The 26,879-nt window shown below is 47.5% G+C and carries 23 protein-coding genes; 13 read left to right on the top strand and 10 right to left on the bottom strand.

The window, feature by feature from the left end:
* The gene (gene ppsA, locus F3J22_RS19280; protein WP_167019574.1) at positions 1-2,610 is read left to right on the top strand and encodes a phosphoenolpyruvate synthase; all 2,610 of its coding nucleotides are present in this window, start codon (positions 1-3) and stop codon (positions 2,608-2,610) included.
* Between the two features lie 43 nt (positions 2,611-2,653).
* Here ppsA and F3J22_RS19275 read toward each other — a convergent pair whose 3' ends face one another.
* Positions 2,654-3,619 carry a D-2-hydroxyacid dehydrogenase family protein gene (locus F3J22_RS19275; protein ID WP_167019573.1) on the bottom strand — a complete coding sequence of 322 codons (966 nt, stop codon included), beginning with the start codon at positions 3,617-3,619 and terminating at the stop codon, positions 2,654-2,656.
* Between the two features lie 388 nt (positions 3,620-4,007).
* Here F3J22_RS19275 and F3J22_RS19270 point away from each other — a divergent pair, with 388 nt between their 5' ends.
* Genes F3J22_RS19270 through F3J22_RS19255 form a run of 4 tightly spaced genes read left to right on the top strand, consistent with a single transcriptional unit; the run spans position 4,008 to position 8,215 of the window.
* On the top strand, positions 4,008-5,273 hold the full coding sequence (locus F3J22_RS19270) for a hypothetical protein (protein ID WP_167019572.1): 1,266 nt from the start codon (positions 4,008-4,010) through the stop codon (positions 5,271-5,273).
* A 24-nt stretch (positions 5,274-5,297) separates the two neighbouring features.
* Positions 5,298-5,729 carry a ubiquinol-cytochrome c reductase iron-sulfur subunit gene (locus tag F3J22_RS19265; RefSeq protein WP_167019571.1) on the top strand — a complete coding sequence of 144 codons (432 nt, stop codon included), beginning with the start codon at positions 5,298-5,300 and terminating at the stop codon, positions 5,727-5,729.
* An 11-nt stretch (positions 5,730-5,740) separates the two neighbouring features.
* Positions 5,741-6,814, top strand: coding sequence for an imelysin family protein (locus F3J22_RS19260; protein ID WP_167019570.1), 1,074 nt, complete (start codon positions 5,741-5,743; stop codon positions 6,812-6,814).
* Between the two features lie 21 nt (positions 6,815-6,835).
* Complete coding sequence (locus F3J22_RS19255; RefSeq protein WP_205195417.1) at positions 6,836-8,215, top strand: di-heme oxidoredictase family protein; 1,380 nt, start codon at positions 6,836-6,838, stop codon at positions 8,213-8,215.
* A gap of 57 nt (positions 8,216-8,272) precedes the next feature.
* Here the strand turns inward: F3J22_RS19255 and F3J22_RS19250 are convergent, their stop codons facing one another.
* The gene (locus F3J22_RS19250) at positions 8,273-9,454 is read right to left on the bottom strand and encodes a carboxymuconolactone decarboxylase family protein (protein WP_167019569.1); all 1,182 of its coding nucleotides are present in this window, start codon (positions 9,452-9,454) and stop codon (positions 8,273-8,275) included.
* A gap of 296 nt (positions 9,455-9,750) precedes the next feature.
* Here F3J22_RS19250 and F3J22_RS19245 point away from each other — a divergent pair, with 296 nt between their 5' ends.
* The gene (locus F3J22_RS19245; RefSeq protein ID WP_167019568.1) at positions 9,751-10,650 is read left to right on the top strand and encodes an AraC family transcriptional regulator; all 900 of its coding nucleotides are present in this window, start codon (positions 9,751-9,753) and stop codon (positions 10,648-10,650) included.
* 14 nt (positions 10,651-10,664) lie between these two features.
* Here F3J22_RS19245 and F3J22_RS19240 read toward each other — a convergent pair whose 3' ends face one another.
* The 3 genes from F3J22_RS19240 to F3J22_RS19230 form a co-directional block, all read right to left on the bottom strand.
* On the bottom strand, positions 10,665-11,168 hold the full coding sequence (locus tag F3J22_RS19240; RefSeq protein WP_167019567.1) for a hypothetical protein: 504 nt from the start codon (positions 11,166-11,168) through the stop codon (positions 10,665-10,667).
* Positions 11,169-11,284: 116 nt separating this feature from the next.
* Positions 11,285-12,268, bottom strand: a complete 984-nt coding sequence (locus tag F3J22_RS19235) for an aldo/keto reductase (RefSeq protein ID WP_167019566.1) — start codon at positions 12,266-12,268, stop codon at positions 11,285-11,287.
* Between the two features lie 204 nt (positions 12,269-12,472).
* Positions 12,473-15,559, bottom strand: a complete 3,087-nt coding sequence (locus tag F3J22_RS19230) for a lantibiotic dehydratase (protein ID WP_167019565.1) — start codon at positions 15,557-15,559, stop codon at positions 12,473-12,475.
* Between the two features lie 241 nt (positions 15,560-15,800).
* Here F3J22_RS19230 and F3J22_RS19225 point away from each other — a divergent pair, with 241 nt between their 5' ends.
* The 5 genes from F3J22_RS19225 to F3J22_RS19205 all read left to right on the top strand — a co-directional run bounded on the left by F3J22_RS19225 (position 15,801) and on the right by F3J22_RS19205 (position 18,485).
* Positions 15,801-15,953: a hypothetical protein gene (locus F3J22_RS19225; protein WP_167019564.1), complete on the top strand. Its 153-nt coding sequence runs from the start codon at positions 15,801-15,803 to the stop codon at positions 15,951-15,953.
* Between the two features lie 43 nt (positions 15,954-15,996).
* Entirely contained in the window at positions 15,997-16,164 is a 168-nt protein-coding gene (locus tag F3J22_RS19220) for a hypothetical protein (RefSeq protein ID WP_167019563.1), read from the top strand.
* Positions 16,165-16,205: 41 nt separating this feature from the next.
* On the top strand, positions 16,206-16,388 hold the full coding sequence (locus F3J22_RS19215) for a hypothetical protein (protein WP_167019562.1): 183 nt from the start codon (positions 16,206-16,208) through the stop codon (positions 16,386-16,388).
* 127 nt (positions 16,389-16,515) lie between these two features.
* Entirely contained in the window at positions 16,516-17,736 is a 1,221-nt protein-coding gene (locus F3J22_RS19210; protein ID WP_167019561.1) for a lanthionine synthetase C family protein, read from the top strand.
* A 125-nt stretch (positions 17,737-17,861) separates the two neighbouring features.
* A complete protein-coding gene (locus F3J22_RS19205; protein ID WP_167019560.1) occupies positions 17,862-18,485 on the top strand; it encodes a response regulator transcription factor in 624 nt (207 codons plus the stop codon).
* Between the two features lie 75 nt (positions 18,486-18,560).
* On the opposite strand, the gene F3J22_RS19200 is transcribed toward F3J22_RS19205, so the two are convergent.
* Both F3J22_RS19200 and F3J22_RS19195 read right to left on the bottom strand, forming a co-directional pair.
* Complete coding sequence (locus F3J22_RS19200; RefSeq protein WP_167019559.1) at positions 18,561-18,719, bottom strand: hypothetical protein; 159 nt, start codon at positions 18,717-18,719, stop codon at positions 18,561-18,563.
* A 342-nt stretch (positions 18,720-19,061) separates the two neighbouring features.
* A complete protein-coding gene (locus tag F3J22_RS19195) occupies positions 19,062-20,123 on the bottom strand; it encodes an SDR family oxidoreductase (protein WP_167019558.1) in 1,062 nt (353 codons plus the stop codon).
* Positions 20,124-20,208: 85 nt separating this feature from the next.
* Here F3J22_RS19195 and F3J22_RS19190 point away from each other — a divergent pair, with 85 nt between their 5' ends.
* On the top strand, positions 20,209-20,991 hold the full coding sequence (locus F3J22_RS19190; protein WP_167019557.1) for an AraC family transcriptional regulator: 783 nt from the start codon (positions 20,209-20,211) through the stop codon (positions 20,989-20,991).
* A 42-nt stretch (positions 20,992-21,033) separates the two neighbouring features.
* Here F3J22_RS19190 and F3J22_RS19185 read toward each other — a convergent pair whose 3' ends face one another.
* Positions 21,034-21,705 (bottom strand): bifunctional 2-polyprenyl-6-hydroxyphenol methylase/3-demethylubiquinol 3-O-methyltransferase UbiG, encoded by a 672-nt coding sequence (locus F3J22_RS19185; RefSeq protein WP_167019556.1) that lies wholly within the window; start codon positions 21,703-21,705, stop codon positions 21,034-21,036.
* A gap of 106 nt (positions 21,706-21,811) precedes the next feature.
* Between F3J22_RS19185 and F3J22_RS19180 the strand changes: the two genes are divergently transcribed.
* A complete protein-coding gene (locus tag F3J22_RS19180; protein ID WP_167019555.1) occupies positions 21,812-23,668 on the top strand; it encodes a response regulator in 1,857 nt (618 codons plus the stop codon).
* Between the two features lie 45 nt (positions 23,669-23,713).
* Here the strand turns inward: F3J22_RS19180 and F3J22_RS19175 are convergent, their stop codons facing one another.
* Positions 23,714-24,520: an FkbM family methyltransferase gene (locus tag F3J22_RS19175; protein ID WP_167019554.1), complete on the bottom strand. Its 807-nt coding sequence runs from the start codon at positions 24,518-24,520 to the stop codon at positions 23,714-23,716.
* A 306-nt stretch (positions 24,521-24,826) separates the two neighbouring features.
* Positions 24,827-26,734: a T9SS type A sorting domain-containing protein gene (locus tag F3J22_RS19170; protein ID WP_167019553.1), complete on the bottom strand. Its 1,908-nt coding sequence runs from the start codon at positions 26,732-26,734 to the stop codon at positions 24,827-24,829.
* Positions 26,735-26,879: the final 145 nt, after the last annotated feature.

The raw sequence follows: 26,879 nt of genomic DNA, 5'->3' as shown, positions 1-26,879 counted from the left end.
ATGAACAACATCAGCAGGTACACACGCAACCTCCGGGATTTAAACCAGTCCATGACCGCACTGGCAGGCGGCAAAGGCGCCAACCTGGGCGAACTTTGCCACATCAGCGGCATCAACGTACCACCAGGTTTTTGCATCACTACGGATGCCTGGCACACGATGATGGACAACAATAAAAACCTTCCAGCATTGCTGGAACAGCTGTCGCAACTCACTGCTGCCGACACCAAAGCCATCGCTGACGCCAGCGCCGCCATCCGCTTTGCCATTGAGCATACGCCCATCCCGCAGGAAATTGTAGCCGCCATTGAACAACAGTTACAGGCATTCAATAACGACACGGCCTTTGCGGTACGCTCCAGCGCCACCGCCGAAGACCTTCCATCCGCCTCGTTTGCAGGACAACAGGACACTTATCTCAATATATCCGGTACAACAAATCTGTTCCACTATATCAGCAAATGCTGGGCATCACTCTATACCGACCGCGCCATCATCTACCGCCTGCAAAATAATGTCGGTCATCGCCAAATCAGTATGGCCGTTATTGTTCAGCAGATGATACAGGTATTTACTTCAGGTATACTCTTTACCGCCGATCCGCTTAGCTCCAACAGAAAGGTCGTATCCATAGATGCCGGTTACGGACTGGGAGAAGCATTTGTTTCAGGCATTGCCACACCGGATAACTACCGTGTTAAAGATCGCACCATCATCAGCAAACAGATTGCCAGCAAAGAACGGGCTATCGCCCCTTATCCAGCGGCAGAAGGTGGCACCGGTGAAGTATCCATACCGCCCTCCCTCGCCACTACAGCCACTTTAACCGACGACAATATCCTCCTGCTGGAACAACTGGGCCGCAAAATAGAAGCACACTTCGGGCAGCCGCAGGATATCGAATGGTGCGCCGACAACAACCAGTTCTATATCGTTCAGAGCAGGCCTATTACCACGCTGTTCCCCATCCCCGCCACCAACGACCATGAGCCTCATGCCTTTATTTCCGTCGGACATAACCAGATGATGACCGATGCCATGAAGCCACTGGGATTATCCTTCTTCCTGATGACCACCGGCCGGCCTATGTACACCGCAGCAGGCAGACTCTTTGTTGATGTGGCAGCAGACCTGGCAGTACCTGCCCGTCGAAACGTTATCATTAATACTTTAGGCAGGTTTGATCCCCTGATTAAATCTGCGTTGCAGCAGGTCATGGAAAAGCCAGGATTCATCAAAGCACAGGACGGAGCAATAGCAGGAGGCAACACATCGGTGGTAGACTACCAGGCCCTGCACAATTATGAACCTGCGGTGGTAGATAAACTAATCAGTAACAGCCGGGACAGCATTAACAATTTAAAAGATAACATCCACGGATATACGGGAATTGAATTATTTGATTTTATCCTAGGAGATATAAAAGTAATGCGGGAAGATATGATGGACCAGGAGAGTCTGGGCGTGATACTCACCGGTATGAACGCTTCTTCCTGGATCAACGATAATATGTATGACTGGCTGGGCGAAAAAAATGTGGCCGATACCCTGGCACAGTCTGCCCCCAATAACATCACTTCCGAAATGGGCCTTGCCCTGCTGGATGTGGCCGACAGCATACGTCCCTACCCTGCTGTTATCAGCTATCTGCAACAGGTACGCGACGATAACTTCCTGGAGCAGCTGCCTGCATATGAAGGCGGCCAGGAAGTAAAAACTGCTGTTGAACATTTCCTGGAGCGCTTCGGTATGCGTGGCGTTGGCGAAATAGATATCACCCGCACCCGCTGGCTAGAAAAGCCCGCTACACTTATACCACTGCTGCTCAGCAATATCCGGAACTTTCCGGCAGGAGAAAGCACGCGTAAATTTGAACAGGGCAAACAGGAAGCACACAGCAAGGAAGCGGAAATACTGGAACGCCTGCAGCAATTACCAGATGGTGAAGAGAAAGTCAGGGAAACGAAACGGATGACAGCATTGGTGCGCACGCTGGTAGGTTACCGCGAATACCCTAAATATGCGATCGTCAACAGGTACTGGATCTACAAACAGGCCCTGTTGCAGGAAGCTGTTCTGTTGCAGGAACAAGGCGTAATACAGGATGTCAGCGATATCTATTATTTCTCTTTCCAGGAACTCCGCGAGGTAGTAGCTACCAGACAGGCAGATACCGCCCTAATAGCCGAGCGCAAGGCCGATTTCAAAAAATATGAAAAACTGACGCCTCCACGTGTCATGACCTCCGATGGAGAAATTATAACGGGAACGTACAAACGCGAAAATCTTCCTGCGAATGCCATTGTTGGTATGCCTGTTTCTGCCGGTATTGTTGAAGGTCGTGCACGCGTAATTTTACAGCTGGAAGACGCCAACCCGGAAGAAGGTGATATATTAATCACTACCTTCACGGACCCTAGCTGGACACCGGTTTTTGTAGGCATCAAAGGATTGATAACAGAAGTGGGTGGCCTGATGACACATGGAGCAGTTATTGCCCGTGAGTATGGCCTGCCGGCGATTGTAGGCGCGGAAAATGCCACAAAGCTGATTAAAGACGGACAACGGATACGCCTCAACGGAACAGAAGGATATATCGAACTATTATAAAAACAACAGGCTATGTTACACATAGTAGCATAGCCTGATTATATTAACCCAATACTTCCGGATTGGCAATGTTCGTTGGTTTGCCAGATGCATAATGCAGTATATTTTCAAAAGCTATGCTAAAATACAGTTCGTAACTGCTTTTCTCTACATAACCTATATGTGGCGTACACACAACATTCGGCATTTTCAGCAAAGGATAGTTGATATCGTAGATCGGTTCTTCTTCAAACACATCAATGGCGGCAAAGCCCGGATGTCCGGCCTGTAAGCTTTTCAGTAATGCACCCGGTGCTATCAGTCCTGCCCTGCTCGTATTTACGATAACAGCAGTGGGTTTCATCTGCATCAGGTCAGATTCGGTAACAATACCGGCGGTATCTTTATTCAGTTGCAGTTGCAAGCTAACTACATCGGCTGTACGAAAAAATTCCTCTTTGGTAGCTGCCCGCTCAAACCCATCCTGCACAGCACTTTGCCGGGATCCTTCGCTGCCCCATACCAGTACCTTTGCACCAAATGCATGGGCATATCCGGCAACCAGCTTACCTATCTTTCCATAACCCCATATACCGATAATCTTTCCATCAATGGTATTGCCAATATTTGTTTGCCAGCGGCCCAGTTTAAAATCTTCGATAACTTTGGGTATTTGCCGTACAGCATTCATGATAAGCGCCCAGGTCAGCTCTGCAGGCGCCACCGGCGAACTGATACCTTCTGCTACCGCCACATTATGTGCCGTACAGGCAGCAAGGTCCACGTGACCAGAACTCCTGCCCGTCTGGCTGATTAGCTTCAGGTCAGGTAGTCTGTCCAGCAAGGCTACGCCTACTTTCGTCCGGGCTCTTATCAGTACCAATACCTCTATACCTTGCAGCTTTGCTGCCAGTAATGCAGGATCCTTCTCTGTAGTAGTCAGTACCGTCACTTCGTGGCCGGCAAGTAATTTAAAACAGTCAAGGTCTTTCACAGCATTCTGATAATCATCTAATATAGCTATTCTCATCTTTGGGAAATTTATGTGCGGTGAATGGAAAAGATTATGTCAAATATAATGTTCTTTTAGAAAGACAAACACCACCTGTTCAGGTAGCATTCCAACCTATCCCTGCTCCTTTTATGGTAAAAATCAAGTTCAGAGAAAATTCAAAATTATTGGATAATTCGAACCAGCTATCTCTCTAAAAAATCAAATTATATTTAAATAATATACATTAATCAATCTTCATAAAACAACTAACTATTCCGACTACACGTTCACCCTCGTACAATATTCCTGCCATTACTCCCTAAACAGCATAAAAAGTAATCCATTTATGCTTTCCTGAATTTTCCGTATCGCGTAAACATAGTTTTATTTTTAAAATGAAATTTGCAGCCAATCAAATTTGTATATGACACTAAAAAGAGCCATACCCCTATTGGCGATAGGTTGTATTCTACCCTTTCAATTTCTCTTTTCACAGCAAACGATCACACCGGCACAACGGCTGGTACTTAACACAGGTGAGGATTCGCTGACTGCAGGAACATCAAAAAACAAAACAGTAATTTCCGGCTATGGGTCTGCGTTTTATCAGCGCGACTTCAACGAACAGATGGCACATGCCACCCTGGAAAGAGCGGTGCTTTTTGTAGGCCATCAGTTTAATTCAAAAATTTCCTTCTTCAGTGAGCTGGAACTGGAAAACGCCAAAGTAGCACCTGGTGCCGACAACAACGGCGGATTCAAAGGTGAAATAGCCATGGAACAGGCGTATGTGAAATTCAACCTCAACGCGAGGCAGTATTTCGTAGCAGGATTGTTTGTGCCTCGCATAGGTATCCTCAACGAAAACCATCTTCCTGTCAATTTCAATGGTGTAGAAAGACCATTGGTAGAGACTTACGTGATTCCTGCCACCTGGCGTGAACTGGGCATCGGCTTCTATGGCCACGCACGCACGCTTCCACTGAATTATTCCATCGCCTTGCTGAATGGCCTCAATGACGCCGATTTCACACATGGCACCGGTATCGTGGATGGACGCGCAGAAGGCATGGGCGCCACTGCCAACAACATCGCACTGACGGCCTCCCTGCAATATTACTGGAAAGACTTCCGCTTCCAGGTATCCGGCTATACAGGTGGTACCAACGGCCTGAACGCCCGCAAATCGGACAGCCTGCAATTATCGCATGGCGCTTTCAGTCTGCCGCTATATCTCGGCGAAGCCGACATCATGTACAACCATAACGGGTTTGCATTTAAAGCACTCGGCACAATCATCTCCTTCCCGGATGCGGCTGACATCAATAAAGCCTATGCAAAAAACGTGAGTAAGCTGATGTATGGCGCCTACGGCGAGATTGCCTACAATATATTCGAACACCAGGAAAAGCTGAAACAACAGCAGTTTAATGTTTTTGCAAGATATGAACTGTTCGACCTGAACGCAGCTATCCCAGATAATGGTATCTACGATGGTACGCTAAAACAACAACACCTCATCGCTGGCCTCAGCTATCTGCCGATACCAAATGTTGTCATAAAGGCGGATGTCAGGCTAATGCATACCGGCGACGAAAACCCGGACCTGGTCATCAATCCAAGCCCAGCACGTGTACCTTACAGAACGAGCAATACTTTCCTCAATGTAGGTATTGGCTATTCTTTCTGATTAAGTCACCCTAAACTTTTATCCATGCAAAACGACAGAAGAGGTTTTCTGAAAGAAGCCTGCAGGTTCTGTTTATTAGGCGCAGTTACCTTTTCTGCTGCCGACCTGCTATCTTCCTGTGGCACTGCCAGCAAGGGTTTCACAGCCAGCGCCGTCAACAATCGCGTTGAAGTACCGCTCTCCCTGTTTAACAGTAACAGCTTCCAGGTGATCAGTCCGAAAAACTTCGATTATGAAATCGCAGTGCAAAAAAATCCGGACAACACTTTCCGCGCATTACTGCTTCGCTGCACCCATCACGACAACCAGCTGGTGGCTACGGGAAATGGCTACTATTGCAGTTTACATGGCAGTCAGTTCAGCAAACAGGGAACTGTAACCAAAGGACCAGCCGAAAAGCCGCTACCAGTGCTCGTTACAGAAACAACACCCACCAATCTTATCATCCATATATAAATACGAAAACCATGAAAAAAACCTTCGCTATAATTTTTGTCTGCGCTACTATCATTTCTTCCTGCTCTAAAAGCAGCAGTAATAATACGACCACAGAAGATTTCAATACACTGGAAACCTCCGTATTAAAGGACTTTGTAAATAAAACCGCTATCGGCGGATATGCGGACCTTAAAGATAAAGCCACCAACTTCAACAATGTAGTCACGGCCCTGAACCAGAATGCAACTGATGCCAACCTTGCCGCCGCACAGCAGGCATGGCGCGATATGCGCAGCACATGGGAGCAATGCGAAGGCTACCTGCTTGGCCCCGTAGAAGATGATAGCTATGATCCAAACATGGATACATGGCCGGTAGACTATGTACAGATGGACTCCTTACTTAACAGCAGCAACGCATTGGAACCATCAGACATCGCCCTGTTGAGTACACTTTCCCTGAGAGGTTACCACCCTATTGAATATGTACTCTGGGGCCGCGATGGTAAACGCAAGGCAGCAGATATCACTGCACGCCAGAAGAAATATATCACCAGTCTGACCACCGACCTGAAAGCCACCTGCGCCATGCTGTACGATAGCTGGACAACAACAGACAACTACGCCAGCAAAGTACTCAATGCAGGCGCCGGCACACAGCCCTACGCCAAAAAACTGGACGTATATGTTGCCATCGTTACTGCACTCGCAGATATCTGCGGCGAAGTGGGTGAAGGTAAAATGAAAGAACCTTATGATGCACAGGACCCTAAAATAGTGGAATCACCTTTCAGTGGCAACTCAGCTACAGACTTCAAAAACAATATCCAGGGCGCCTATAACGTATACATGGGCAATTTCCTGGGTAACCAGGGCAACGGACTTAACAAACTGGTAGCGGCAAAAAACATCTCGCTGGACAATAAAATTCAGCAACAGTTTGCAGCAGCCATCAGCAGCTTCAACGCCATCACACTCCCTTATGAACAGGCGATTATCTCTCAGCGCGTGCAGGTACAGCAAGCCATGACTGCCATCGTAACCCTGAAAGCAACACTGGAAGGCGACCTGATGACATATATCAAAACTAATATCAAGGATTAACATCCACAACAATAAAGATTCATGAGAATCAAAAAAGTATACCTGGCAGCAATATTACTGATGCTGCCGTCCCTTTTGATCCGATGTACCAAACCCGCCACTTTCGCCGATGGTGATTACGATCCCAGGCTGAGTGGCGGTATCGCCACTGTATTTGATGAAACCAGCAAAGCATTTGGCAACAGTGTACCAGGACTCAGCGTTTATGATCAGCATATTCATGACCTGGGAGATAAAGCCGTTGACCAGACATTCGTTACCGCACCAGCCCCTATTAACAGCGGACTGGGGCCTATCTTCAACAATGTCAGTTGCAAAAGCTGCCATCATAACGACGGAAAAGGTAATCCTACCACAGGTACCGTTACCTCTTCCATGCTGATACGTCTTAGTATTCCTGGCACTGATGTCAATGGTGGCCCCCTGGCTGTTCCCGGCTTCGGACTGCAATTGCAGGACCTTGCCGTTTTCGGAAAAACACCGGAAGCCAAAGTAAACATCCAGTATACGGAAGAAGTATTTACCTATGCGGACCATAGTGTTACGACGCTGCGCAAGCCCGCCTATACATTACAAAATCCGTATCTGCCTTTACCCGCAGGACTCATGACATCACCGCGCATGGCCCCTCCTTTCTTTGGTTTAGGCCTGTTGCAGTTAATTCCTGAGTCTACAATACTTTCCTACGCGGATGAAAATGATCAGAATAAGGATGGTATCAGCGGCAGACCCAATTATGTATATGATCCGGTACAACAGAAAATAATGCTGGGTCGCTTCGGCATGAAAGCCAATACCGCTACCCTGCTGACACAGACAGCCGCTGCATACCAGCAGGACATGGGCATTACCAGCAGCGTATTTCCCCAGGAAAGCTGCTACGGGCAATCACAATACGATGGCCTGAAAGATGATCCCGAGTTACCGGATACAATACTGAATGCCACCGTATACTATCTCCAGACACTGGCCGTACCTGCCCGCCGAAATACTACGGACCCACAGGTACAAAGCGGGGAAAGACTCTTTACCGTTATTGGCTGCGATAACTGCCATAAACCAACCGTACTAACAGGTGTGGATACACGTTATCCTATGTTGAGCAATCAACGTATACACCCCTATACGGACCTCCTGTTGCATGACATGGGCGACGGCCTTGCCGATGGGCGCCCCGATTTCAAAGCTAATGGCAGCGAATGGAAAACACCTGCACTATGGGGCATCGGACTCTTCGAAAAGACCAATGGCACTCCGTATTACCTCCATGACGGCAGAGCCAGAACGCTGGAAGAGGCTATCCTCTGGCATAGCGGCGAAGGAGAGAAAAGCAAAAACCAGTTTGCTGCACTATCCAAAGCAGATCGCGATAACCTGGTAAAATTCATTAAATCGCTATAAAATATAAATGGCCTGAAGCAGAAGCAACAGGCCATTTATATTTTATATTTCGAAATATTATTGCGCCGCTTTCGCCGCTGGTGGCAGCACTTCATTCAAACAAGCAATCGCATTGAGTGTACGTGGATAACCTACATATGGTAACAACTGCGTCAGTAAACTGATCAGCGTTTTGCGGTCGTTACCCACGTTGGCGTTGCCTTGTATATGCCCTTTTATCTGCGCTTCCGTGCCACCCATGCCTACGAGGAAAGACAGGGTAAGCAGCTCCCTGGTCTTTATATCCAGTCCTTTCCTGGTCACATAATCGCCAAAACAGTTGGCGGAGAGGAATTGCTGAATATGCAACAGGTCTTTAGGCGAATTCTTGTACATATTTTCGATGTTGGTACCGAAAATTGCCTTTTGTAATGCCAGCCCTTTCTCAAAACGCGTTTCCGGCGTGGTAACACCGCGGTTTTCCAATGGCAGGGATATTTTTTTCTGCTGAAAGATATCATTGATAGCATGCAGGAAATCGATCGCTCTCGCCAGTCCAACATATGGCACCGCCTGATATACCACCTCGCGGATTTCTACTGGTGTAATATCATTGTTCAGGGCTGCATGTACGAACATACGGAATTCGCTCACTGCCAGACACCCGATGGTGGCTGCCATAATAGCCAGCAGCCGCGTTTTCAGGTCCATGGAATCATGCTGTAACACTTCGTCAAAAGCGAAGTTACCGAAGAGCTCTTTCAGTTCAGGATCTGTGATGGCTGTCTGCGATCTGTATCCCGCCCAAAGCTGGTCGTGGTTTTCTTTGGCCGCAGCTGATAAATGCTGTAGTACAGGATATGCCGGGTGTACAAATGCATTGTATTCTTCTTCGGTCACGGCCTGTAGCCAGGTAGTTGTATCGTTACTGTAGTCAGATATGATGGCGATATGCCGCATCGGATGATGATGTGTAGCGCCATGCCAGTGTTCTACGTTTTTAGGTATTTTCACCACCTCTCCCTGCATGATCAGCCGGATAGGCTTTCCTCTCTCCTGGTAATAGCCATGGCCTTCCGTAACAAACAATATCTGCCCGGAAGTATGCGTATGCCATTTAGTCCGGGCCGTGGGATCAAAGGTTACAATGGCAATGTTTACATTATAGCCGTCCTCAGGTTTCACGGTCATGTTTATCCATACACGACCGGTAAACCATTCTTCTGGGGCTGGAATGCCCTTATCTGAATATGATTCCATAGTTTTTGCTTTAACATTTGCCGGACAAATTTCAGCATATCCCCGATTGTAGCCAGTATACCAATTACTGTAATTTTTACCATTTTTACTTTTTCCGGAAGATGACCTACAGGTAGTATCAGCTCCTGTTATATCTTCACAATTAACTGGGTAACAATTCAAAAAGATATTAAGTTTATAATTAACAGGGCTATTGTATACCGGCTACGGTTTTATCTACCAATATTACCGATATGACATGCCAGTAACCGATAAATGACCGATAAAGGTTAATTTAGCAGTATTAAGCATTTCCCATGGAAGAGATTGTAAAACTCGATAGTATTTCAGAGTACAACGATATTCGGGGCGTAGCCACCCTGCATCCGCTGGTAACGGTCATTGACCTGTCTAAAGCCAGGCCCTGGCCCGAAACTAAATCATACAATTTTGGCTTGTACGGCATCTACCTGAAGGAAGTGAAATGTGGCGAACTGAAATACGGCCGTAATCTCTACGATTACCAGGAAGGGACCCTGGTGTTTACCGGCCCCGGACAAGTGCTTACCGTACAGCGCCAGGACAAAAACTATCAGCCTAAAGGATGGGCTCTCTTCTTCCATCCTGAACTCCTGAACGGCACCACCTTAGGCAAACATATCCAGGAATATTCATTTTTTTCCTATGATGTAAATGAGGCATTACATCTGTCTGAACAGGAAAGACAGATTGTATATGACTGTCTTCTCAAGATCCAGTATGAGCTGCAGCATGCGATCGATAAACACAGCAGAACGCTCATCGTTTCCAATATTGAATTATTCCTCAACTACTGCATCCGTTTTTACGACCGTCAGTTTATTACCCGCGATACTACCAACCGCGGCGTACTTCAAAAATTCGAACGATTGCTCGCCGATTATTTCAACTCCGACAAGCCTGTCAGCATTGGCCTGCCAACCGTTGCCTGGTGTGCAAAGGAATTACATTTCTCTGCCAACTATTTCGGTGATATGATCAAAAAGGAAACAGGCATTTCCGCGCAGGAGTATATACAGTCCAAAGTGATTGAACTGGCAAAGGAAAGGATTTTTGATCTGGATAAATCCGTAAGTCAGGTTGCTTACGAATTAGGATTTAAATACCCGCAGCACTTTACAAGGCTGTTTAAACAACGCGTAGGAAGTACGCCCAATGCCTACCGGACGATGAACTAATATTGCGCAGGTGCTTAAGGTATAGGTCCATACGATTTCACATCTACGATGTTCATGGAATAATAGGGAAATGTACTTTTTGAAGCTGCGATATCTTTATCCAGCAGCGACATTTTTTTCCACGCCAACAATTCCTCCATACCATTATACTTCGGAAAATAACATACAAAAGGCAGGTAGATATCAAAATTCTGCTGCTTCGCACTGGCAGGAAAAATATGTTTCCAGTCTGCCTCGTTATAAATAGGTAATAAACTCGTCAGAGAAGCCTTCCAGTCAGGCAACACCGACCCTACAAACAACATGGTATCCAGCAGCTTTCCATTCCTGTACATCAGTTTAGCTGTGGCATAAACAGGCTCAACGCAGGTTTCGGCCATACTTCGCGGCACTCTTATATTCTTGCTAATCGCTCTTTGCAATTGTGCTACCGCTGTAGCATCAGTTTGTTGTGCAGCAACCGGCAAAACATTCACCAGCAGAAAACATAGGCAGAGAAATAAAAACGACTTCATCATGCTATAATCTACATAATAAAATTTCTTTTATAAAAAATAAATCCGGCTAAAGGGTTTAATCCCTCTGCCAGATTCATTTTACTTATTTACCTTACGGTGATTTATCAATAACCAACTTATCGCTGGGTCATTTTTTGCATTGCCTCAGGATACCTGGCGCCCTGGATATTGATGCTGGCGGCCGCATTTTCAATAGCTTCCAGGTCGGCTGGGGTAAGCTCCAGGTTTACGGCGCCGATATTTTCGTTTAGTCGTGACAGTTTGGTAGTACCCGGAATAGGTACGATCCAAGGTTTCTGTGCCAGCAGCCATGCCAGGGCTATCTGCGCAGCTGTTGCCTTTTTGGCGGCTGCTATGGATTTCAACAGTTCTACAAATGCCAGGTTAGCTTTCCTGTTCTCTTCTGCAAACCTTGGCAGCGTATTACGGAAGTCGTTGGCATCGAAGTGCGTATTTTCATTGATGGCGCCTGTCAGGAAACCTCTGCCCAGCGGACTGAAAGGCACAAACCCGATACCCAGTTCTTCCAGTACCGGGAAAATCTCAGCTTCAGGCTCTCTCCACCATAAGGAATATTCACTCTGCAATGCAGCTACCGGCTGTACGGCATGTGCCTTACGAATAGCGCCCACACCGGCTTCCGACATACCCCAATGACGCACCTTACCTTCTTTTATCAGCTGCTGGATAGTGCCGGCCACATCCTCCATTGGTACGGCAGGATCTACACGGTGTTGATAGAAGAGATCGATATAATCGGTTCTGAGACGTTTCAAAGAGGCTTCCGCCACTGCCCTGATGTTTTCAGGGCGACTATCAACGCCCAATGGTGGCTTTCCTTCTTTAAATCCAAATTTTGTAGCGATCACCACTTTGTCACGTATACCTTCGAAGGCTTCGCCTAAAAGTATTTCATTATCATAAGGCCCATAGGCTTCAGCAGTATCAAAAAAGGTAATGCCTGCTGCATAGGCATCGCGTAATAATTTAATAGCGTCCTGCCTGTTCATTGCTTCGCCATAGGCAAAGCTCAGGCCCATACAACCCAATCCCAGCGCGGAAACTTCCAGGCCACTTTTTCCAAGTACTCTAGTTTTCATTTTTAATAAGGTTTAATATGTAAACAATCAGATGCAATGCTTGCAGATCTTTTAACCGAAATGCATAGCAAAGATCAGAAGAGTACCGGAAAGTGTTTGTATATAAACTACCGGTTCTCCTACCATTTTTACATATTAACGAAATACACCCACCTATTGTTAGCTATATGGGTTTTTAGAAATATGACCGACGCGGATCCCCTCTTAACGTGCTGCTGGTTGCTGCTTACCCGCCCTTGCCAAAGCAGACTGATAGTACCTGTCCAGGAAATGATAGATGACCAGCTCATGCCTGCGTTGTCCGGCCAGCAGCATCCTGTTGAGAAACATATGAATATAGCTGCTCAGCAACTGATACTTGTCGAAGTTATTACTGGCAGCGGTGGCTTCCCGCAAACGGTTGCTACGCTGCGCGAACAATGGCAGTACCACTTCCGGCAGTTCCCCACTCAATGCTGGCTCAATCACTCCCCGGTTTTTTCTGAACTTATCATTCAACAACTGCATCAGGTCTTTATCTCCCTTAAACTCCTGAAAAAATCCCTGTTGCAGCTGCTGCATATAATGTGCTTTCTCTTTCAGACTGAACCCGAATATATCCAGCAGCTGGTCTGTACCTGCCACCCCCATCAGCCAGCGGTAATCTTCTCCGGCTTCATCGTCCAGCAAGTCGATCACACCCAGCACAAAGTCACTGTCTATATGGAATACTGTTTCACTGAAATCCATCGTTGTGGTACCGTACCTTTCCAGTTCACGTGTATACGTGTCCGTTTGTAACCTGCTCACCAGCGACGTATTGCCGGAGGCACTCATTTTTTCGTACAGCCGTTCCAGTACGATCGCCCAGAATCCTTTACGGGAGCCATGGTGAAAGCGCAGGCGCAGGTGATGGTCGGGGTCTGTATAGCGGATGAAAAACCATTTATCAATAACGGCATCCTCCTGTAGTCCGGCGACCAGCGGCAGCACTACCTCTTTCAGCATATCTTCCGCGGTGCGGGTACCACAGTATACCTTTACATACAGCCATTCACTACCGGTAACGAACGTACGTTGTACGACATCCTGCTGTGGTGGCAGTGGCGGCAAAACGATGCCCCCGGCATCATTAAAGAGCGGAATGATCAGTTCATTGGTGTATTTCCCAGCGTCTCCTGTCACCCAGCACTGGTCCGGCGTCTGTAGGTATTCCTGCAACATGAGCCTGTCCTGCTTTTCCATGGATTTACCCAGCAGCATACAGGAGGCCGCATTGTCGAGGTCAAGGAGCAATTCATTGTCACCCTCCACCAGCACCACAAACCGCGGCACCTGCCAGCGTTGCCGGAAGGCATTGATTTCTTCCTGATAACGGCCACGGTTAAACGTAGCTTTATCTTTACGCCAGGTCCAGGTATTTTTACTAAGGATTATTTTACCGTAGGTTACCCTGGGCAGGCGGGTCCAGTCGTCCGGCACCAGCCATTGCCAGGAGTAGCCCGTGCGGTAGTCCTGGTGTTGCAGTTCACAGAGAAACCTGTAAATACCGAGACCGTTGCGGTAATTATGTGCGGTGCTCAGGCGCGGTATGATCCACTTGTTGAGGCGTTTGGAACGTAGCCGTACTTTTCCGCCCCGGATGCTGACCATCAGGTCGTCGACAGGTATTTGCATTTCCCTGGGAGCCTCGCTGGCAGCCAGGTACACGATTTCGTAGTCGCGTAACCGTGGCCGCATGAGGATATTCCCGGTACGTGATTCCGGCAGGTGTACGATTTCTGCGTAGATCGCATCAGGTTGCAGGGCTTCTTCCTTTCTCAGGGCGGCTGTTACTTTTCCGCTGAGGTCTGCATCCCCATGGCAGAAGCGCCCCAGCAGGTTCCCTGCCGAAGGCCCGCTGATGCCGCTCATATCAAAGGTGTAGTCGCCTGCATCGATAGCATCATTGCTGGCAGCCATCAGCTTACCCATCAGGTACATACTTCCCGGGAAGGGTATTGTACTTTTTTCTGAAAGTCTGGCGAGGCCCTCCTCCGTAATACGTATTTCCTGCCAGCCATGGGCCGCACTTTCCCGCAGCTCCCTGATCTGGTATTCCAGCATTTTTGAGCGCTGGATGGTATCAGTGCCGGCGACGCCGGGTAGTACCAGGTCGTCGAGCAAGGGCGTATGGTCGGCTCCGTTACCCTGGGGTCCGTAGCCGATCCCTGCTTCGGTGTCCAGCGCCAGGTTCAGTGGCACTTCCTGGTCTTCGTAGCGCGCTGAAAAGGCAGCAATGAATTTCTCCATGTCTTCCCCGGCGCCGGGCCTTGACAGCTGCATCAATGCGGCGGCCTGTGTACTCAGGTCTGCGAGCAGACTTTCAGACAACTGCGCCTGGGGTGTGTTTAAAAATAAGTCTGTCTGTAAGAGGTCTTTGCTGCTGGTGCCCGGCAGCAGCGCTTTCACCAGTCTGCTGATTTCCATATAGGCGGCGAGTCCGGGCGTTTCCAGCTGTTGCGCGATGGCCTTTAGTGCCGGCAGTATTTCTGCTGCTGCGGGGATTTCTGCCAGCCGGCGTAATAACCGCCTAAAAAACTCTTCCCCTGTAACCGTGGCTTCCAGCTCACTTACCAGCAGCTGGTTGGCGATGAGTTCCTCTGTAAATGCGGAGGCATCATACCAGGTGATATCATTTTCTTCACTGACTACCGATTGTCGTATAGCCTCCAGCGTAGCCCCGCCGGCAGCTGTTTCCAGCATGGCGTCGAGGTATTCACTGCTATTGACGGCGGTCAGGAAGTAGTTACGGAATTTATTTTTAATGGAATAGGCCGCATAGCGGTACCTGTTGCCGGATCTGTACAATGAGTTGTTGGGGTAGAACAGCAACTGTTCTTTAATTTCCGGAATGGCGACAATACTGGCAGCCAGTTCTGCTACGTAGTTCATATCGAGGCGACAATGCCTGCGGTGCTGTTGCGGTGCCGATAACGATATTTTCGTATAGTCATTGGCGGTACCCGTGGCACAGCCGGCAAAGAGTCCGTAGGGTGTACAGCGGGAGCTCATACGTAGTACATAGCGGTATAATGCCGTGCTTAGTTTGGTTTCTTCCTTTTCCGGGAGTGAGTCGCCATCGAGCCATCGTTTCATTTCCTGGAAAAGCTCAGGAGAAGCAATATAGATGGCATCCTGCATGAACGGGTCCTGGAATATCTCCTTCATGGCGGCGGGCAGGGTTTCCGGTGTAAGCTGTGATAAACGAAGGATAAAGTCGGCCGGTAACAATGGTGTACGTACCGCAAAAAATTTTTCTGCAGAAATCATGGTTATTTATTGATAGATACTGAAGGTAAATGTTAATGCGCTGGCGGAACATCACGTAAAACCGGGATATTATACGTTTAAACATCTATCAAAAAATCACGTTTTTCCGTGATTCACTGCAATTCAGTTTGTTGCTACTTTTATAAAACAACGATAACACCTGTAAGTACAACAAATTTAAATCCTCGAAATAAACCTACGCCCACGATATTCATTTTTTAATCTTCCAAAAAAAACGGTTATGAGAAAAACAACAGCAAAAAAGCTGACATTGAACAAGATCAAGGTGGCCAAACTTGACAACAGCCACAATGGTGATGCTAAAGCTCCTACCTATATCGGTTGCAGCAACTTTAAATGCACACCTCCGATCACTAAAGACACCTGTATTTAATCAGAACTAATCCTTTTGATCACCCAAAAACAGACCTGTTTTTATGAAAAAAGCTGTAGTTAAAAAATTGAGCTTAGGCAAAATAAAAGTGGCTGCGATGGGCAGCAAATCGTTCATTGATACATCAGTGAGTGTGGTGTCCATTTCATTCAAAATTGCCTGTCTGAGCCAGGGTGCACCTATCTGTAGCGATGATTCCTGCAGACACTAAAGCAGTGATCCTACTTAAATTCATGTAATCAATCACGTTTTATGAAAAAACAGTCTCAGAAAAAATTGCAACTGGGCAGAATCAAGGTAGCCAGTCTGAATACCGTAAAAGTTGATGCACAGGCATTGACAGCCGGTACCTGCACTATCCTCTGTTCTACGGTTTGCCGCGCCAACACGAGCATGGGTGCTCCTGTTTGCAGCGACGACTCCTGCAGATTCTGATCCCACGGATCAGCTGCAGCGAATGGCATGGCCATCTATATTCATTAATAATCTGTTGGCAAAACATGTACATAGTCAGGTACATGTTTTGCCTTTTTATCTATACTCAACAGAGAAAATATTTTTTATGGAGAATAAAAGAATGGCAGCAGCAATATTGGAGCGTATCAGCATAGCCCTGGACGACTTTTCCGCCAATACGGAATACCCGGGTCTGCTGGGTGGGTACAGCGGCGCTGCCCTGTTCTATGCGTATTATTATCAGCTCACCGGTAATGAAGCCTTCCTGGACAAAACCTATCATATCATCCAGCGCAGCCTGGAGGCCATCAGCAATTTAACGCTGGACGGCTCCCACTGCAGCGGACTCTCCGGCATCTCCTGGCAGCTGCTCCACCTGGCTGAATGTGGCTATATCGACCAGGACGACCTTGACGAAACCTTCGCAGAAATAGATATGGCCCTGGCCGAATTTATGGAAGCTGACCTGAACCAGCAACATATCGACTTCCTGCACCAGGGACTGGGAGCTGCCCTGTATTTTCTGAAAAGACTGCCGGATGCCCATGCCAGGCGACAACTGGAGAAACTGGTACTCGGACTCCATGCACAGGCTCACCAGCTGCCGCAAGGCATCGCCTGGAAAGACTTCTTCTCTACCACCGCCACCTCAGAAGATAATAAGCACCGTAACCTCTTTAACCTCGGCCTCGCACATGGCAACCCGGCCATCATCTCCATACTGGCACGGATATACGAAAAAGGTGTTGCCCGCGATATGATCGCACCAATGGTGACCAGCGCTGTCAACTGGCTGCTCAGCACCCGCAATAAAGACCGGGATCCCGGCCACTCCCTCTTCCCCGTGCTGATAGACGAACAGGATATCACCGCAGGAGACACCAACAGCCGGCTGGGATGGTGCTATGGCGACCTTGGCATCGCTGTGAGTCTCAAAGACGCCGGCATACGGATGCAAAAACCGGAATGGACCGCTATCGCTTATGAGATCTTTAATAATATCGCGGCCCACCGCAACCAGGAAAACGGTATCGTTTACGACGCCTGCCTCTGTCACGGCAGCGCAGGCATCGCCGTCATCCTGCAACAGGCCGGCATTTACAACAACAACGCCGCACTCCTGGAAAATGCAGATCACTGGTACCAGCATACCATTCATCAGAGCAGATGGACAGATGGCGCCGCAGGATATAAATACTATCAGCATCCTGATTTCCAGACCAGCTACAATATGCTGGAAGGGATCAGCGGTATCGGCCTCTCACTCATCAGTTTTGTAAACCCGGACATCAGACCCGGATGGGCAGAAGCAATGCTCATCATGTAATGTTATTGCACTAAAATATTTTTTCTCTATCTTAGATACTGGCACATGAAACCTTTTTTAAGATAACCCGATAAGGCTATGCCACAAAATCGCAAGCCCGCCTTCACAGCAAACAAAGAAAAACCATGGCTCGTCTTTTTATTGTAGATGATCATCCAATGATCCTGGAAGGACTGAGAGCATTGTTGCACCTGGAAGCCGGTATAGACATCAGTGGAGAAGCAAGAACAGCCAGATCATGCCTGGACTTTCTCGCCCGAAACCCCGTTGACCTGGTATTGCTTGATGCCGCATTACCCGATATGGACTCCGCAGATTTATGTCATCGCATCAAACAGTTATACCCTTCCGTTTGCATCCTTGCACTCAGTTACAGCAAGCATGACAACAACATCGAACGAATGATGGAAAACAGTGCCAGCGGCTGCCTGATCAAAAACGCCGATAAACAGGAACTCATCACCGCCATCCGCACCGTCCTGCAAGGGAAAATATTTCTCTCCCCGGAACTGGAAGCGCATGCAAAAAACATCAAATCTTCGCTGCATATCACCAAAAGAGAAAAAGAAGTATTGTCACTGATCGCTGATGGTCATACCAATCTCGAAATTGCAGCCAAACTGTTTATCAGCTCCGATACCGTAGATAGTCACCGCCGCAACCTCATGGGTAAACTAAACGCACGAAATACAGCCATGCTGATCAAATGCGCCTTTGCCCACCGGTTACTGACTGATCTTAGCTTCTGAGAAATTCGCCTGCACACAAAAAAATACGCGTCTCTCTACCTGGTAGAAAGACGCGTATTTTTTTCTGCCGCTGTATTATATCAGGTCTGTGCAGTTAAAAGAACAGATGGTCAGACAAACACGACTGCAGCTGGAATTGCTTAACGCCTGTGCCTGCGCTCCAGACGCCACTTTGCTCAGTGGTGCAATTTTTATTACCTGCAATTTCATCTTCTTGGCATTTACCGCTTTCATAATTTTTTTTTTAGAGAGATGATTTAATTATCTAACAACTGATGATAAAAGTATTATACCAGACCAGTCGTACAGTTGAGTGAACAAACGGTCGGGCAAATATGACCACAGCTCGAATTACTTGCTGCTACTGCCTGCGCGCCGGATGCATTCTGTTGAAGGGGTGCAATTTTAATCACACCAAGCTGCATTTTTTTAGAATTTACAGGTTTCATAAACAAAATTTTTAGGGTGAAAATTAAATGTCTGTTCCTGAAATTACCTGATATCTATCATAAAATAATCACCATTTAAATAAATCACGGAAAAGCGCCAGACCTTCTCCCCTTCTGTATTTAAGCCTTACGGAATAATTTTCTTCCTGCGCATTTCATCAAACAAATCATAAAACATTTTTTCTGTATCTGCATATTCATGAAAACCCATTCTTCTTGCCTTACTGCCATCCGCAAAGAAGTCATAATCCCAGGAGAAAACGAAGTCGCCAAAACCCCAGGACGACAACTCCTTATAACTATAGGCATCCAGACCGTGTTCCTGCTGTATTTCCTGCCACAGGCCTGCTTTATCGGCCATAACGGTGTGCAATGGCATTGGCAGCGGCTCCGCTACTGCCATATCGAAATAACGGGCAATCTTAGGCCAGAGTTCATTCCACCGGAACAAATCGCCGTTATTGATATTAAAAGCCTGATTGGCGCTCTGCGGATTGGTGGCCGCCCAAACAGTGGCCTTTGCCAGTAATCCCGCATCCGTCATCTCCATCAGTTTATCATATGCACCGGGCTTTCCAGGGAAACGCAACGGTATACCCAGCTTTTTAGAAATAGTGGCATATACGGCAATGACCATGGCCAGGTTCATCGGGTTGCCTACCGCAGTACCGCCTACTACAGAAGGACGTATTGCCGACCAGCTCCATGCCTTTCCCTGCTGCCTTTCTTCCAGGAACCGCTGCTGGTCCATGTTAAACTCCGGCGGCATATGCATGCCTGCATCTGTTTCCCTGGCAGGGGTCTTAAATGGCCCCAGATGTGCACCGTATACTTTATATCCCTGCATCAGACCCACATGTTGCAAGTGCGTTGCGACAGGCTCTATTGCATTTACGGTATTGACCAGCATGGCCAGGTTCGGCGCTACCAGCTCCGCCCAGCTACTTCTGTCCTGGTACGCAGCATAAAATATATGCGTTACCGTAGTCAGTGAAGATAATTGCTTACGGGTGTCCTCCGGGTCCAGGAGGTCTACCGCCACATAATGGGTATGGCCTTTTTCAGGCCCGCCACGCCTTGATAACCCTATAATATCCCAGTTGCCCAGCTCCCCGAGGTAATTGATCAGATTCGTGCCTATAACGCCATTGGCGCCTACTACTAATGCGGTGTTCCTGCCTGTATTCATGTCATATCGTTTTCGTAACACAAAGATCAGCAGTGACCTACCGGCGATTTTGTATAATTCTAATAATATTTTGTAATTTTCCGACATGAAGCGTTATAAGCAGTTTGAACCGGTACTGGTATCTGATTTTGAGCTATCCGAATGGCACCATCCTGTTCATAATCATAACCACTACGAACTGATATACATTCAGCACGGTAGCGGATTACACATGATCAATGACGTGTCAGCCCCCTACCAGCCCGGCAATATCTATCTCCTGGGCCCTGAAGATCATCACCTCTTCCACATTACCACTGCTACCCGCTTTATCTACCTGAAATTTACTGACGCATACCTGTACGAAAGCGCCGGGCTTCCCGTACAAGACCTGGAATACCTGCTCAAAAGCCGGGAAACGCACCAGGCAGGCTACCTGCTGCCAGCACCCGATGCAACCACGGCCAGACTGCTGTTTGAGGTAGTCAGTAGCCTGAAACAGGATATCCTCGCCAATCAGGACCTGCTACGCATGCAAATCCTTTCACTGGCACAACTCCTGAAAAGAAATATGCCGGAATTAAAGGCTACCGGTAACCGCAGCCGCGATATGCAGGCGGTATACTGCTATATCCATAAAAACATCTACGAGCCCGACCTGCTGAAAGCCCCTGCCATCGCCGCACATTTTAACCTGTCGGCAGAATACGTTGGCCCCTTCTTTAAGCGCAATACGGGAACCACATTGAGTCATTACATACAGCAATACAGAAATACGCTGATCAGACAACGCCTGACAGCAGGCAGGTTCAGCCTGAAAGAAATAGCATTGGAATTTGGGTTAACAGACGCCAGCCATGTCAGCAAAATTATGCACAAAGAATACTAGCAGCATACTTCAGGCATACATCAAACATGCTGCTGACAAGGATCAGCATTCCAGCTGAAAAATGATAGATGCCGGCACCTTCGTTGCCGGGTGCAGGGGCTCCAGGATTTTGTCGAGCTTCAGGCGGGAAGCATGAAAAAGCGTGGTCCAGTCGGCCAGCGTACGGAAATACCATTCATAGGGCATGGTAAAATCCCTTTTCAATCCGTTCCAGCTGCCTTCTTTCCAACCGGAAATATAGTCGCCCTGCATGGCCATGGTCAGCGGGTGCAGGGTTTGTATGAAAATTTTAGCATTGGGCTGCACCAGCAGATGAATACGCTGGAGCACAAAAGCACTGTCCAGCTCGTCCAGCAAAGCGAAGTTGATCACCGCTGCTGCTGTTTTTACAGGAAGATATAATTTGCCTTCGCCCAGCTCCCGGAAGGTGGCCACGGCATAGTGTGCCCCTCCTTTGTGGATGGCGTTTTCTATCAGGGCCGGCACCGCATCTACGCCAAAAGCATTCATACCCGCTTCCTGCATGGCCCGTGTCAGCCATCCTTCCCCACAACCTATATCCAGCACAGATTTCACTCCGGCCGATACAACCGCCTGCAATATCGCCTCATTGGTAACCAGGTTCCGGCTCTCTATCTCCGCATGGTCGATAGTGGCAATCCAGTTACCGGCATTGGCTTCCCAGGAAGCGGCTATACGTGCATTGTGGTCCATCTCCTTGTATTTGGTTATTACTGTTAAATATAAGCATTCTATCCTTGGCGGCTAAACTTAAACCTTTAAAAGACCTGCTTTGTTACTCATTTAATCTTAGCTGGTTATGAGTATAAAAGTCAACAGAAAGGCAGTGCTTTTCGTGAGCGATCCCAAACGTGTTATCACACGCTTTTTTTATCCATCCCCTGAATCGAGGATTATCTCTATCCTGGAAAAAGTGAAGGCCATGCCGGAACCGGCCGCTGCGCTGGTGCTTAACCAGACACTCCGCGACTTCGCAGGCAGGCACAGGAACATTTCCAAAATATACAAAAAGCATTTTGAACGGGCATGCCAGCTGCTCAACGGCAGGATCATCGACATGCTTGCCCTCTCTGAAAATAAACAACTGCTGATCGGCGCCTATTTCACCTCGGAATATTCTATTGAATCGGCAGCCTTCTTTAATCCATCTATCATGGAAGACCCTGATCAATCGGGCCTGCGCCTGGGGCAAAAACGTGTGATCATCAGTTTCCGCGCTACCGGCGAAGGACATGTGTCTTCCATCGTTTTCAGGGGAGGCATACTGGATGAAGAGAACAACCTGGAAATCAGGCACGCCACCCGGCTGGTGGAAGAAGCGGAAGTCATCAAACATTATGTGTATGAAAAAAATGAACTGGTGACACAGTTACAGGAGAAAAACTTCAACCCCAACATCATCGAACATGTTGTCAGAAAACTCAACAATGAATTTGACTATTACGAATTAAATACGGCTATTACGGAAAGTCTTACCGGTGAAGGCCTGGAAGCGGAAGACAAAAAGATGCTGGAAGAAGCACGTGCCTTTGGCGATGCCTATTACGAAATTCATTTTTCGTTAGATACCAGTATATCCAACCGGGTTATTTTCCCGATAACGGCGGAGGAGTCCAATGGTATTGAAGATGCGCGATTTGTGAGATTTACGGGAGATGATGGCCTGGTAAATTATTATGCCACCTATACGGCTTACGATGGCAGGGCAATTTCTCCAAGGCTCATCCAGACGCGGGATTTCTACCGCTTCAGTATTATACCTATTCATGGTAAAAATGTTCAGAACAAGGGCATGGCGTTGTTTCCACGCAAGGTGAATGGCCGTTATGCCATGCTGGCCCGTGTGGATGGTGTCAACAACTATATCATGTATTCCGACCACCTGAATGTTTTCGGAGATGCCCACATGCTCCAGCAGCCCGTATACCCCTGGGAGTTTATACAGATAGGCAATTGCGGGTCGCCCATTGAAACGCCGCAGGGATGGCTGGTAGTCACGCATGGCGTCGGTACGATGCGCAGGTATTGTCTGGGTGCAGTATTGCTGGATATCAACGACCCTACCATCGTCATCGGTGCCCTGAGTGAGCCACTGATCATTCCCAACGAAAACGAGCGGGAAGGCTATGTTCCCAATGTGGTATATTCCTGCGGTGCTATCGTTAACGGCAATGAGCTGGTGATACCTTATGCCATGTCCGACACTGCCTCTACCTACGCCACAATTTCCCTGGATGAACTGCTTCGCCAGCTGCAACCGACGAACGACCTCGTAGCAAAAACGGCTACACCATCTAAAGGAAAAATCCTGCTTGTAGAAGATGAAGCATTGCAGCAGCACCTGATCACCCGCATCCTCAAAGATGACGGCTACGAAGTGGAAATTGCCTCCGATGGCATCGTTGCCCTGATGAAAATCGCGCAAAGCTCCTTCGACCTGATCGTATCAGATATCTCCATGCCTAATTTCGACGGATACCAGCTGCTGGGTTATCTGTCTACCAATAAATTTAAAATACCGGTGATACTGCTCACTGGCTTCGAAAGCCACCTGGAAGAGGAAAAAGGTCTTGGGCTGGGCGCCACCTGTTTCCTTAAAAAACCTGTCTCGAAGTCTATCTTACTGGATGCGGTAAAAACTGCGCTTGGAAAATAAAAAGCCTGGCGACTTTATATTTCCCAGGAGTTAAGTGCTTATAGATTAGCCTTTTTGTTGTTTTATGGCGAGATAATTAAATCTGTCTACACGTTCAAACCTGAAGTCCGCCAGCGCCGACAGTTTATTATTAACGGTATTATCATCTTCATACCGTTCAAAAATAATACGCAAATGACGGCAGCTACTGATAAAATTTCTGGCTCCTTCCAGTACTGCTGTTTCCATACCTTCCACATCCAGCTTAACAATTATCTGCTGCTGCAAATCTATGTCCAGTCCGGGTAACAGGTCATCCAAACGCTCTATCGGAATGCTCCCTTCCGCTGTATTTTCTCTGTCTACATAACTTGATCCTGTTACAGTACGCATAATTTTAAAATTCACTTTTTCCTGTGTGTTGCCAAGTCCGCAGGGAAATAACCTGATTTTTCCTGCCAGTTTATTGAGTTGAATATTTTCTTCCAGCGCTTTATGATTTACCGGTTCAAATGCGATGCAATGTACGCCCTGTGCGGCCAGCCACACATCATATTCCCCAATGCAGGCGCCAATATCAATGAAAACATCCAGTTGTCTGGCAACTACCTGCTGCTTCAGAAAATCTCTTACCTGGTGTTCATAGGCGTAATTGATAAACTGAAAATCTGTGGTACCTTTTCTGATCTTAAACCGACCCATTGCAGATCGGGTGTACCATTCCCTGTTGCCGGGGTCGTTCAGTAATACCATTCTCAAGGAAGCCAGGACCGACTTCCAGTCGCCATAACGCAGGTATTGACCAAAATAATTCAGGTACTGACGGTATTGGGAAACGTTTTTCCATGAAGGGTAGTAAGCTTCATCTTTCATAGCGGGATAAATTTCAGTTAACAAAAAATACAGGTTCAATTAATCAGTGGGTATATAAAATATCAATAATTCTTTTTTAAAAAGTATAATAATGTGGCTAGATAAAATGCGGAGGATAAAGGTTTTACCAATCATCTGCCTGCAATATTTTAAATATTAAAAAATAAATAAAATAAGATTTAATACAATTCATTCAACTTATCTAAAAGCCATTATCAGTATCCAGGTTGCTGTGCTGCACTGATGTTATAAAAAGCAGAAACGTCTCTACCAGGTAGAGACGTTTCTGCTTTTATTTTCCAGGTATTATTGTAATATAATTTTTCCGGTGTAGACAGTGCCATCTGCCTGAATAATCTTTATCAGGTAGATTCCTGGCTGACCGCCCACTACGAAAGTATTATTCCTCAACAACTGCGTCTGTAGCAGGTTTCCTCCCGCATCAAAAATTTGCAGCTGTGCCCCTGCAGGGTCTTTCAGATTGTTTATGCGTACCAGTCCGGAAGTTGGATTAGGATATAGTGCCAGGTCGCCGGCTATGGCCATTCGACTAAAACTCAGATTTGTTCCATTTACCGCCGTTTTATTGATACAGTTGTTGGCCTGAACTTTCACTGGTCGTCTTACAGGATATTCGCAGGCGAAAGCCGCAGTAACATAGTAAACGGCAGTAGCCTGTGGCGACACCGTATAGTAGTTACCGGTAGCCAGCAAATTGCCGCCACTGGCAGCGTCGTACCAGCGTACCTGCGGTGTGGCAGTACCCGGAATAAAGGCATGCAGCGTAATACTATCGCCTGTACAAAGGTTTACACTGTCTGCATCCACGGAAGGCAAGGCCGCATGGCCCCCAAAATAAAGCGATCCCTGTACACTATCAGAAAGGCAGCCTGCAGCATTGGTGGCCTGCACCGTCAGGATGGCATTGGTAATCCTGTAGCCAATCAGGTCCCTGACAGGAATATTGGCGCTGTTGCTGACAATATAACTGGTATCTGTTACCGGGCCGAAGTCTTCCGTATAAACCAGGTGTATCTTATAGCTGATACCCGCCTGATAATTCTGTACCGGTACGGAAATATCCCCGCACTGTACACCTACCGGCAATGTAAATACCGGCGCAGGTAATTTATTTACAATAACGGTAACGGGCACACGTACCGGATATTCGCATACAAATCCGGTGGTAACATAATAAGTGGTGGTGGTATCAGGACTAACCGTATAGTAATTGCCGCTGTATAATGGTGTTCCGCCGGACGGTGCATTATACCATAACACATTCGCCTGTGTATTATTGGCAAGATAGCCATGCAGCGTAACCGGTACGCCTTTGCAGGTCACTACGGTATCAGCATCTGTCTGCGCTTTGGCGCCGGCGCCACCAAAGAACAGCAAGCCATGGACGCTGTCTGATCTGCAGCCGGTGAAAGGGTTCACCGCTGTTACATAGATATCTGTTTGCGTATAGGAGAAATTATAATAAGGCAGTACCGGCACATAGGGTGTATTCGACAGGGAGAAGGCAGTATCCTTCAGTGTATTGCCGAACAGGTCGCGGTAAATGGTGTGTACATCATAGCGGTTAGCTGCTACGTAATTCTGAATGGATAACGTTTGCTGGCCGCACACAAATCCGGAAGGCGTGGTATAGACCGGTGCTGCCGGCTGGCCCGGATTGCGGTAGGCATAGTATATATTGAGTGCATTCAGTAATCCAAGAGTGCTGCTGTTCAGCGTCACCTTTACACGGTCGAAGGGGACACCCGGGTGCAGCAGCACCTGTGCCTGTGTATTATTCTGCAATAGTCGTATACTGCTGCTGTCTATAATATGCGCGTCGTTGTTGGGTGTGGCGCCATTGAACGTTTGTACGGTTACTCCGCCGAAAAGATTGGCGGAGAGTACCGCATTGCCGCTGCCAAGGGTTATTACCAGCGAATCGCAGGTACCGCCGGCAGTCGGGAAGATGAGGGTCTGGTAAACACTCACCCCCAGTAATCCCGCCGTGATGTTGAGCGTGGAGTAATCGGTGAGGTTGCTGTTATCTACTGCATTGTTAGGGTTGCTGACGCCGCAGAGCAGGCATAATCCGGTAACGCCGTTCGATTGCGTAGTGGCATATACCTGTGCCTTTACCAGAGCCGGTAAGGTTAACAACAGCAGGAAAAAAATACAGCAAAGGGATTTGCGTAGTGGGTAAAGTTTTGTCATAGATAGTTATATTTAGATAGATGATACAGTCAGTAGGGTCCGCGTAGGGTCAAAACAAATGTAGCCCGCTTCCCTGCGGTATAAGTTCATTGCAGACCCCGCTGAAAAAAATCATCTGAAATTAATTTTTAGACCAGATTTTGAT

The organism is Chitinophaga sp. Cy-1792 (assembly GCF_011752935.1).
Lineage (GTDB): Bacteria > Bacteroidota > Bacteroidia > Chitinophagales > Chitinophagaceae > Chitinophaga.
The sequence above is the reverse complement of the archived record's forward strand: the minus strand, read 5'-3'. Positions and strand labels throughout refer to the sequence as shown.

Excerpts from the sequence above, each read along its gene's own strand:
- F3J22_RS19235 (WP_167019566.1), bottom strand. The coding sequence starts at position 12,268 with ATGAAAACTAGAGTACTTGGAAAAAGTGGCCTGGAAGTTTCCGCGCTG.
- F3J22_RS19250 (WP_167019569.1), bottom strand. The coding sequence starts at position 9,454 with ATGGAATCATATTCAGATAAGGGCATTCCAGCCCCAGAAGAATGGTTT.
- F3J22_RS19245 (WP_167019568.1), top strand. The coding sequence starts at position 9,751 with ATGGAAGAGATTGTAAAACTCGATAGTATTTCAGAGTACAACGATATT.
- F3J22_RS19200 (WP_167019559.1), bottom strand. The coding sequence starts at position 18,719 with ATGAAAGCGGTAAATGCCAAGAAGATGAAATTGCAGGTAATAAAAATT.
- F3J22_RS19240 (WP_167019567.1), bottom strand. The coding sequence starts at position 11,168 with ATGATGAAGTCGTTTTTATTTCTCTGCCTATGTTTTCTGCTGGTGAAT.
- F3J22_RS19255 (WP_205195417.1), top strand. The coding sequence starts at position 6,836 with ATGAGAATCAAAAAAGTATACCTGGCAGCAATATTACTGATGCTGCCG.
- F3J22_RS19230 (WP_167019565.1), bottom strand. The coding sequence starts at position 15,559 with ATGATTTCTGCAGAAAAATTTTTTGCGGTACGTACACCATTGTTACCG.
- F3J22_RS19220 (WP_167019563.1), top strand. The coding sequence starts at position 15,997 with ATGAAAAAAGCTGTAGTTAAAAAATTGAGCTTAGGCAAAATAAAAGTG.
- F3J22_RS19195 (WP_167019558.1), bottom strand. The coding sequence starts at position 20,123 with ATGAATACAGGCAGGAACACCGCATTAGTAGTAGGCGCCAATGGCGTT.
- F3J22_RS19260 (WP_167019570.1), top strand. The coding sequence starts at position 5,741 with ATGAAAAAAACCTTCGCTATAATTTTTGTCTGCGCTACTATCATTTCT.
- F3J22_RS19210 (WP_167019561.1), top strand. The coding sequence starts at position 16,516 with ATGGAGAATAAAAGAATGGCAGCAGCAATATTGGAGCGTATCAGCATA.
- F3J22_RS19225 (WP_167019564.1), top strand. The coding sequence starts at position 15,801 with ATGAGAAAAACAACAGCAAAAAAGCTGACATTGAACAAGATCAAGGTG.
- F3J22_RS19270 (WP_167019572.1), top strand. The coding sequence starts at position 4,008 with ATGACACTAAAAAGAGCCATACCCCTATTGGCGATAGGTTGTATTCTA.
- F3J22_RS19175 (WP_167019554.1), bottom strand. The coding sequence starts at position 24,520 with ATGAAAGATGAAGCTTACTACCCTTCATGGAAAAACGTTTCCCAATAC.
- F3J22_RS19180 (WP_167019555.1), top strand. The coding sequence starts at position 21,812 with ATGAGTATAAAAGTCAACAGAAAGGCAGTGCTTTTCGTGAGCGATCCC.
- ppsA (WP_167019574.1), top strand. The coding sequence starts at position 1 with ATGAACAACATCAGCAGGTACACACGCAACCTCCGGGATTTAAACCAG.
- F3J22_RS19185 (WP_167019556.1), bottom strand. The coding sequence starts at position 21,705 with ATGGACCACAATGCACGTATAGCCGCTTCCTGGGAAGCCAATGCCGGT.
- F3J22_RS19275 (WP_167019573.1), bottom strand. The coding sequence starts at position 3,619 with ATGAGAATAGCTATATTAGATGATTATCAGAATGCTGTGAAAGACCTT.
- F3J22_RS19215 (WP_167019562.1), top strand. The coding sequence starts at position 16,206 with ATGAAAAAACAGTCTCAGAAAAAATTGCAACTGGGCAGAATCAAGGTA.
- F3J22_RS19190 (WP_167019557.1), top strand. The coding sequence starts at position 20,209 with ATGAAGCGTTATAAGCAGTTTGAACCGGTACTGGTATCTGATTTTGAG.
- F3J22_RS19265 (WP_167019571.1), top strand. The coding sequence starts at position 5,298 with ATGCAAAACGACAGAAGAGGTTTTCTGAAAGAAGCCTGCAGGTTCTGT.
- F3J22_RS19205 (WP_167019560.1), top strand. The coding sequence starts at position 17,862 with ATGGCTCGTCTTTTTATTGTAGATGATCATCCAATGATCCTGGAAGGA.
- F3J22_RS19170 (WP_167019553.1), bottom strand. The coding sequence starts at position 26,734 with ATGACAAAACTTTACCCACTACGCAAATCCCTTTGCTGTATTTTTTTC.